Raw genomic sequence first — 5690 nt, 5'->3', positions numbered from 1 at the left:
CCCCATTTCTCTATACACATCCCGTGTATGGAGCTTTTTTATAAGCAATTCAATTTCATACTCTTCAAAAATCTCTTCAAACCACGTCAGCTTCGCCTTGTCGTATGTATATGTTACTGACTTCGTCAGTTTTATCTGCAACCTCAAAACAGTGTTTTGAGCTGACTTCGTCAGTTCTATCTGCAACCTCAAAACAGTGTTTTGAGCTGACTTCGTCAGTCTTATCTACAACCTCAAAACAGTGTTTTGAGCAACCTGCGGCTAGCTTCCTAGTTTGCTCTTTGATTTTCATTGAGTATAAGTTCATTTTCATACGAACTGGACTAGAGCCTATTCTAAGGCACTAGCTCCTGCTACAATTTCTGTAATTTCTTGTGTAATCGCCGCCTGTCTGGCACGGTTATACTGAATTGTCAAATCATTGATGACTTTCTTAGCATTATCTGTCGCTGTTTGCATGGCTGTCATACCAGCAGCATTCTCAGCTGTCTTGGCATCGATAATGGCACCGTAAATCATACTTTCTGCAAACTGAGGCAATAACTGCTCCAAAATTTCTTCTCGGCTGGTTTCCAATTCAAAAGTCAAGCTGTAGTCTTCATCCGCTTCATTTGGATCCAAGTCAACAATCGGAAGCATTTGTTCCACACGCATTTGACTGGTTAGCGTATTGACATGGTGGTTGTAGCAAACATAAAGCTCATCAAAGAGTTCATTTTGGTACATTTCAACAGTTTTTGAAATAATCTTACGAACTTGATCAAAGCTAGGTTGGTCTGCCAAGCCACGTAGTTCATAAAGTGGTTGAATACCACGAGCCTTAAAGAAATCAGCTCCCATTCCACCAATACAGATTATTTCAAAACCTGTACCGTCTGGGTGGTATTCTTCTTTCAACTCCATAACGGCTTTCAGAATAGAGGAATTATAACCTCCAACCAAACCGCGGTCTGAAGTGATAACGATATAGCCTGTCTTCTTCACAGGACGGCTAATCAACATGGGATTAGTTGAACCACCAGCTCCATTACCATGAAGGATATCTGTCAAAAGTTTACGCACTTTCTGAGCGTAAACTTGGAAGTTGCGAGCAGCTTCTTCAGAGCGACCTAGCTTAGCAGCTGATACCATCTGCATGGCATTAGTGATTTGACTCGTATTTTTTGTTGAGGCGATTTTTGTTTTAATATCATTTAGAGATACTGCCATCTGACACCTCTATTCTTATTGGAAGCTAGATTGATTGAGAAACTCTGTAATCGCAGCATCCAAGCCTGCTTCTTCTGGCAAGTCTTTTGTATCACGAATGGTTTCCAAAATCTCTGGATGTTGAGCATCAAAGAAGGCATGGAACTCTTCCTCGAAACGAACAATATCATCTACTGGAACAGTATCCAAGAAACCATGTGTCAAAGCATAGAGAATGGTTACTTGTTTCTCAACAGGCAATGGTTTGTGAACAGGTTGTTTCAAGACTTCAACTGTACGACGACCGCGGTTCAACTTAGCCTGTGTTGCCGCATCCAAGTCAGAACCAAACTTAGTGAAGGCTTCCAACTCACGGTATGAAGCAAGGTCGATACGAAGTGTACCAGCAACCTTCTTCATGGCTTTGATTTGTGCAGAACCACCTACACGTGATACAGATGAACCCGCATCGATGGCTGGACGAATACCCGCATTGAAGAGACCATCACCAAGGAAGATTTGTCCATCAGTGATAGAAATCACATTGGTTGCGATATAGGCCGAGATATCTCCTGCTTGTGTCTCGATAAATGGTAGGGCTGTAATTGATCCACCACCAAGTTCATCAGAAACTTTAGCTGAGCGCTCAAGCAAACGGCTGTGAAGGTAGAAAACATCCCCTGGAAAGGCTTCACGACCTGGAGGACGACGAAGCAAGAGTGACAGTTCACGATAAGCGACCGCTTGTTTTGATAGATCATCGTATACAATCAAAACATGCTTCCCTTGGTACATAAATTCTTCCGCCATGGCAACCCCAGTATAAGGAGCTAGGAAGAGCAATGGAGATGGTTGTGAAGCAGAGGCTGTCACAACGATTGTGTAGTCCAAGGCACCGTACTGACGAAGTGTTTCTACTTGCGTACGAACTGTTGATTCTTTTTGTCCAATTGCGACATAGATACAGATCATATCTTGATCTTTTTGGTTCAAGATTGTATCAATCGCAATGGTTGTTTTCCCTGTCTGACGGTCACCGATAATCAACTCACGTTGACCACGACCAAGCGGTACAAGGGCGTCAATAGCTTTCAAACCAGTTTGCAATGGTTCTGAGACTGACTTACGTTGCATGACACCAGGAGCTGGCGCTTCTACTGGACGAGTTTTATCAGTGTGGATTTCTCCCAGACCGTCAACCGGACGACCAAGCGGATCCACAACACGACCAATCAGACTTTCACCTACTGGGACTTCCATGATTTTACCTGTACGGCGGATTGTATCGCCTTCACGAATATCTGTAAAGTCACCTAGAATGATAATACCAACGTCTGTTGACTCCAAGTTTTGAGCCATACCATAAGAGCCGTTTTCAAAGATCAACAACTCTCCACTCATGGCATTGTCAAGGCCATGAGCACGCGCGATACCGTCCCCGATATAGGTTACAACACCTGTTTCAGTCACATCAAAATTGGGTTTGAAATTTTCAATTTGTTGCTTAATTAAAGCGCTGATTTCTTGTGCGTTAATTGCCAAAAGAACACCACTTTCTATTTCAAATTTTCTTTAACAACTTTAAGTTGTTGTTTAATACTCACATCAATTGTCTTGTGATTGGCAAAAATAACAAAACCACCAATGAGACTTTCATCGATTTGTTCTTTTACACTCCTTACTTTCAGAGACATTTTCTTCTCAATCAAAGGGAGCAAACGACTCTTTTGTTCATCAGTTAGAGGATGAGCAGCAGTAATCGTCACTTCAAATCGATTTGTTTCTTTTTCAAGTCGGTCCAAGCAATCTACAAGCACATCATAAAAAAGATTTGCTCTGTGATTGTAGACCAGAACCTGGATAAAGTTTTGTAATAAAGGTGACACAGAGTCTTGGAAAAAAGCAATCGTTTTTTTCTTGTCAGACTCGTCTACTGCCACTTGTTTTAAAAAAGAAGGCAGACCTGTTTCTTCAGCAACTTGCTTGATTTGAGTCAAGTCTGAAAAGATACGGTCTTCTTCTCCTTTTTCAAGTACCAATTGGACAAAAGGCATGCTGTATTTTTCAATTACCTTTACTGTTTTCTTGTCCATTAAGCTTCTCCTAGCTGATCGATATACTGATCAATGAGTGCTTTATGGGCATGACCATCAAGGTTTTGTGAGATGATTTTACCAGCCAAGCTGATGGTCAAATCTGCAACCTCACCCTTAACGCTTTGTAAAGCTTCAGCTTTGTTTTGAGCAATTTCTTGGTTTGCTTTTTCTTTTAAGCGTCCTGCTTCTAGTTTAGCATCTGCTAAGATACTAGCCTTACTTTGCTCAGCTGTTTCCTTTGCATTTTCAATGATTGTCTTGGCTTCTTTGCGACTGCCTGCCAATTCATCTTCACGTTTTTGGGCCAATACTTCTGCTTTTTGACGGGCTTCTTCAGCACTGTCAATATCAGTAGCAATTTTTTCAGCTCTTTCTTCGAAAATGCCTGTAATATTAGACCATGCAAATTTTTTAATCAAGACTAGCAAAAGAATAAAAGAGCCAGTGATTAAAATAAAATTACCAATCAATTCACCTACTGTTACGTGCATCAGTTACTCCTTTCTATTCCTCTTCAATATTAATCTTATTCCCTAAATACACAGATGTCAAAAGAGTAAAGACATAAGCTTGGATGCAGGAAATAAAGACAGAAAATGCAGTCCAAGCCAAATTAGCTCCAAAGGCTACTGGATACCAATAAATAGCTTGGTGGGAAAGAAGAAGTAACAAACTCGTCATGACCTCTCCTGCAAAGATATTCCCAAAAATCCGCAAAGCCAAAGATAAGAAGTTTGTAAATTCTTCCAAGATATTCATCGGTATGACAAAAACAGGACTCATAAAAGATTTTATACTTTTTTTAAATCCACGACGACGAACGCTTTCTATATGTGTCAACAAAATGACAAGAAAAGATAAGGTTAAGTCATACTGTAAATTAGCGGTTGGCGAACTCCACCAGTTAGTCCCATCGATCGTTTGAAGCTTTGTCATTAAGCCAAGGTTATTGGCAATCACCATGAAAAGAAATAAACAAAGGAAAAAGAGTGAGTAATCTTTCATGTAGCGCGAACCAATGTTAGGTTCTGTAAATCCAATAACAAAGTCATAGACATACTCAAGTACATTTTGCTTTCCTTTGGGTTTCAAGGTCATATTGCGGCTTGCCCAATAAATAAAGACAAAAATAACTCCCACAATCAACAAGGTCATGGCTAACATAGTCAGATTGAAGATAACAGGACCAATAGAGATGATTGGATTAATACTTTCTTCCATCTAAAATCCTCCCTTTTCTTCTCGTTCCATGTATTTATTTGATAATAAATGAGAAGACAAGAGTTACAAAGAAAGTTCCTTCAATAAAGGCAACACCTAAAAACATCAAACTACGAAACTCAGAAAGCATATCTGGTTGGCGTGCTACTGATTTAAACAGTCCATTCATCAATAAACCTTCACCGACAGATACGCCCATACAGGCAATACATAAGCCTAAATATGTTAAATTCATAACGAATTCTCCTTTAAAATAAAATTTACTTACTTAGTGTAGTCCTAAAATTTAAATTTGTCAACTTTTAACCGCTATTGGAAGCGTTTAATAAAAATTATTTCCATTTTCTTTCGGATTTCACTCTATTCTGAAAAACTCGAGAGGGGAATCTCGGATTAATGTCAATTTAAAAAGATAGAGAGTTTTTAGTTTAAATAAATTGTTTTAAAATATCAACCACATCACTTCTTTTCTTAACCCGATAAGCCTTGATTCCCAATTTCTCAGCTGCCATTGCATTGTACCCAATATTGCCCAGAAAGACACAATTTCTAGGTTATAACTGGTATTTATCGATAGTTACTCATATACATCAGTCCACCTCCATACTTATGTGCGAGCCTCTCTTTGTATTATACCTCCATACTCACCTTACAGATTCTTTTGCTAATAATATCTTTGCCCAATGTAGGGATAGTCTTGTAACCTAAAGACTTCCTTGTAGCCATACCTTTTATAAAAATCAAGAGCTTGAAACTGGTAGGTATTGACAAAGGCAAAACGACAGTTTCGATTCTTAGCTTCAGTTTCTGCTTGCTGCAATAGTTTTGAACCGATTCCTTGCCCTCTCAGTTCCTCTTTTACAAATAAATACTCGATTTCTAGCCAATTTCTAAAAGTCTCTACTATCAAACCTGCCAGGAGATTGCCCTTTTCATCTTCGACATAAAGATTAAGTGGCTCACTTTCAGCTTCCTCTCTTTTTGAACGGTTATAAACACGAATCAGATTCCCTATTTCTTGCGATTTATGTGATTCCTTATTTTTCAATCTAAAGTATAGTGAAATAAAATAAAACATGCGCAAATCGATTAAGGAATTTAATCTAATTTCTAACAATGTCTTAGAAACCAAAGTATACTATTTTAACTTCAATGCACTATACATCTAATACTCAATAAAAATCA

Annotated in this window: 8 protein-coding genes; all 8 read right to left on the bottom strand. The window is 38.9% G+C overall.

The features are described 5' to 3' along the window. Positions 1–76 precede the first annotated feature (76 nt). On the bottom strand, positions 77–292 hold the full coding sequence (locus HT719_RS11620; RefSeq protein ID WP_240156559.1) for a hypothetical protein: 216 nt from the start codon (positions 290–292) through the stop codon (positions 77–79). 38 nt (positions 293–330) lie between these two features. Further along, positions 331–1209: a F0F1 ATP synthase subunit gamma gene (locus HT719_RS07075; RefSeq protein WP_000301219.1), complete on the bottom strand. Its 879-nt coding sequence runs from the start codon at positions 1207–1209 to the stop codon at positions 331–333. Between the two features lie 15 nt (positions 1210–1224). After that, the gene (atpA, locus tag HT719_RS07070; protein WP_172928687.1) at positions 1225–2730 is read right to left on the bottom strand and encodes a F0F1 ATP synthase subunit alpha; all 1506 of its coding nucleotides are present in this window, start codon (positions 2728–2730) and stop codon (positions 1225–1227) included. Positions 2731–2744: 14 nt separating this feature from the next. Then, complete coding sequence (locus tag HT719_RS07065) at positions 2745–3281, bottom strand: F0F1 ATP synthase subunit delta (RefSeq protein ID WP_172928685.1); 537 nt, start codon at positions 3279–3281, stop codon at positions 2745–2747. Next, the gene (gene atpF / locus HT719_RS07060; protein ID WP_023937358.1) at positions 3281–3775 is read right to left on the bottom strand and encodes a F0F1 ATP synthase subunit B; all 495 of its coding nucleotides are present in this window, start codon (positions 3773–3775) and stop codon (positions 3281–3283) included. Before atpF ends, HT719_RS07065 begins: the two co-directional genes overlap by 1 nt. A 13-nt stretch (positions 3776–3788) precedes the next feature. Next, positions 3789–4505 (bottom strand): F0F1 ATP synthase subunit A, encoded by a 717-nt coding sequence (gene atpB / locus HT719_RS07055; RefSeq protein ID WP_000392851.1) that lies wholly within the window; start codon positions 4503–4505, stop codon positions 3789–3791. 34 nt (positions 4506–4539) lie between these two features. Further along, positions 4540–4740 (bottom strand): F0F1 ATP synthase subunit C, encoded by a 201-nt coding sequence (locus tag HT719_RS07050; protein WP_001054890.1) that lies wholly within the window; start codon positions 4738–4740, stop codon positions 4540–4542. A 429-nt stretch (positions 4741–5169) separates the two neighbouring features. Next, entirely contained in the window at positions 5170–5583 is a 414-nt protein-coding gene (locus tag HT719_RS07045; RefSeq protein WP_000499170.1) for a GNAT family N-acetyltransferase, read from the bottom strand. Positions 5584–5690 lie beyond the last annotated feature (107 nt).

The organism is Streptococcus sp. k-378, assembly GCF_013277505.1.
Lineage (GTDB): Bacteria > Bacillota > Bacilli > Lactobacillales > Streptococcaceae > Streptococcus > Streptococcus pseudopneumoniae.
The sequence above is the reverse complement of the archived record's forward strand: the minus strand, read 5'-3'. Positions and strand labels throughout refer to the sequence as shown.

What these genes read in the sequence shown, in the direction of transcription:
- HT719_RS11620 (WP_240156559.1), bottom strand. Translation starts at nt 292, where the DNA reads ATGAAAATCAAAGAGCAAACTAGGAAGCTAGCCGCAGGTTGCTCAAAA.
- HT719_RS07065 (WP_172928685.1), bottom strand. Translation starts at nt 3,281, where the DNA reads ATGGACAAGAAAACAGTAAAGGTAATTGAAAAATACAGCATGCCTTTT.
- HT719_RS07075 (WP_000301219.1), bottom strand. Translation starts at nt 1,209, where the DNA reads ATGGCAGTATCTCTAAATGATATTAAAACAAAAATCGCCTCAACAAAA.
- atpB (WP_000392851.1), bottom strand. Translation starts at nt 4,505, where the DNA reads ATGGAAGAAAGTATTAATCCAATCATCTCTATTGGTCCTGTTATCTTC.
- HT719_RS07045 (WP_000499170.1), bottom strand. Translation starts at nt 5,583, where the DNA reads ATGTTTTATTTTATTTCACTATACTTTAGATTGAAAAATAAGGAATCA.
- atpF (WP_023937358.1), bottom strand. Translation starts at nt 3,775, where the DNA reads ATGCACGTAACAGTAGGTGAATTGATTGGTAATTTTATTTTAATCACT.
- HT719_RS07050 (WP_001054890.1), bottom strand. Translation starts at nt 4,740, where the DNA reads ATGAATTTAACATATTTAGGCTTATGTATTGCCTGTATGGGCGTATCT.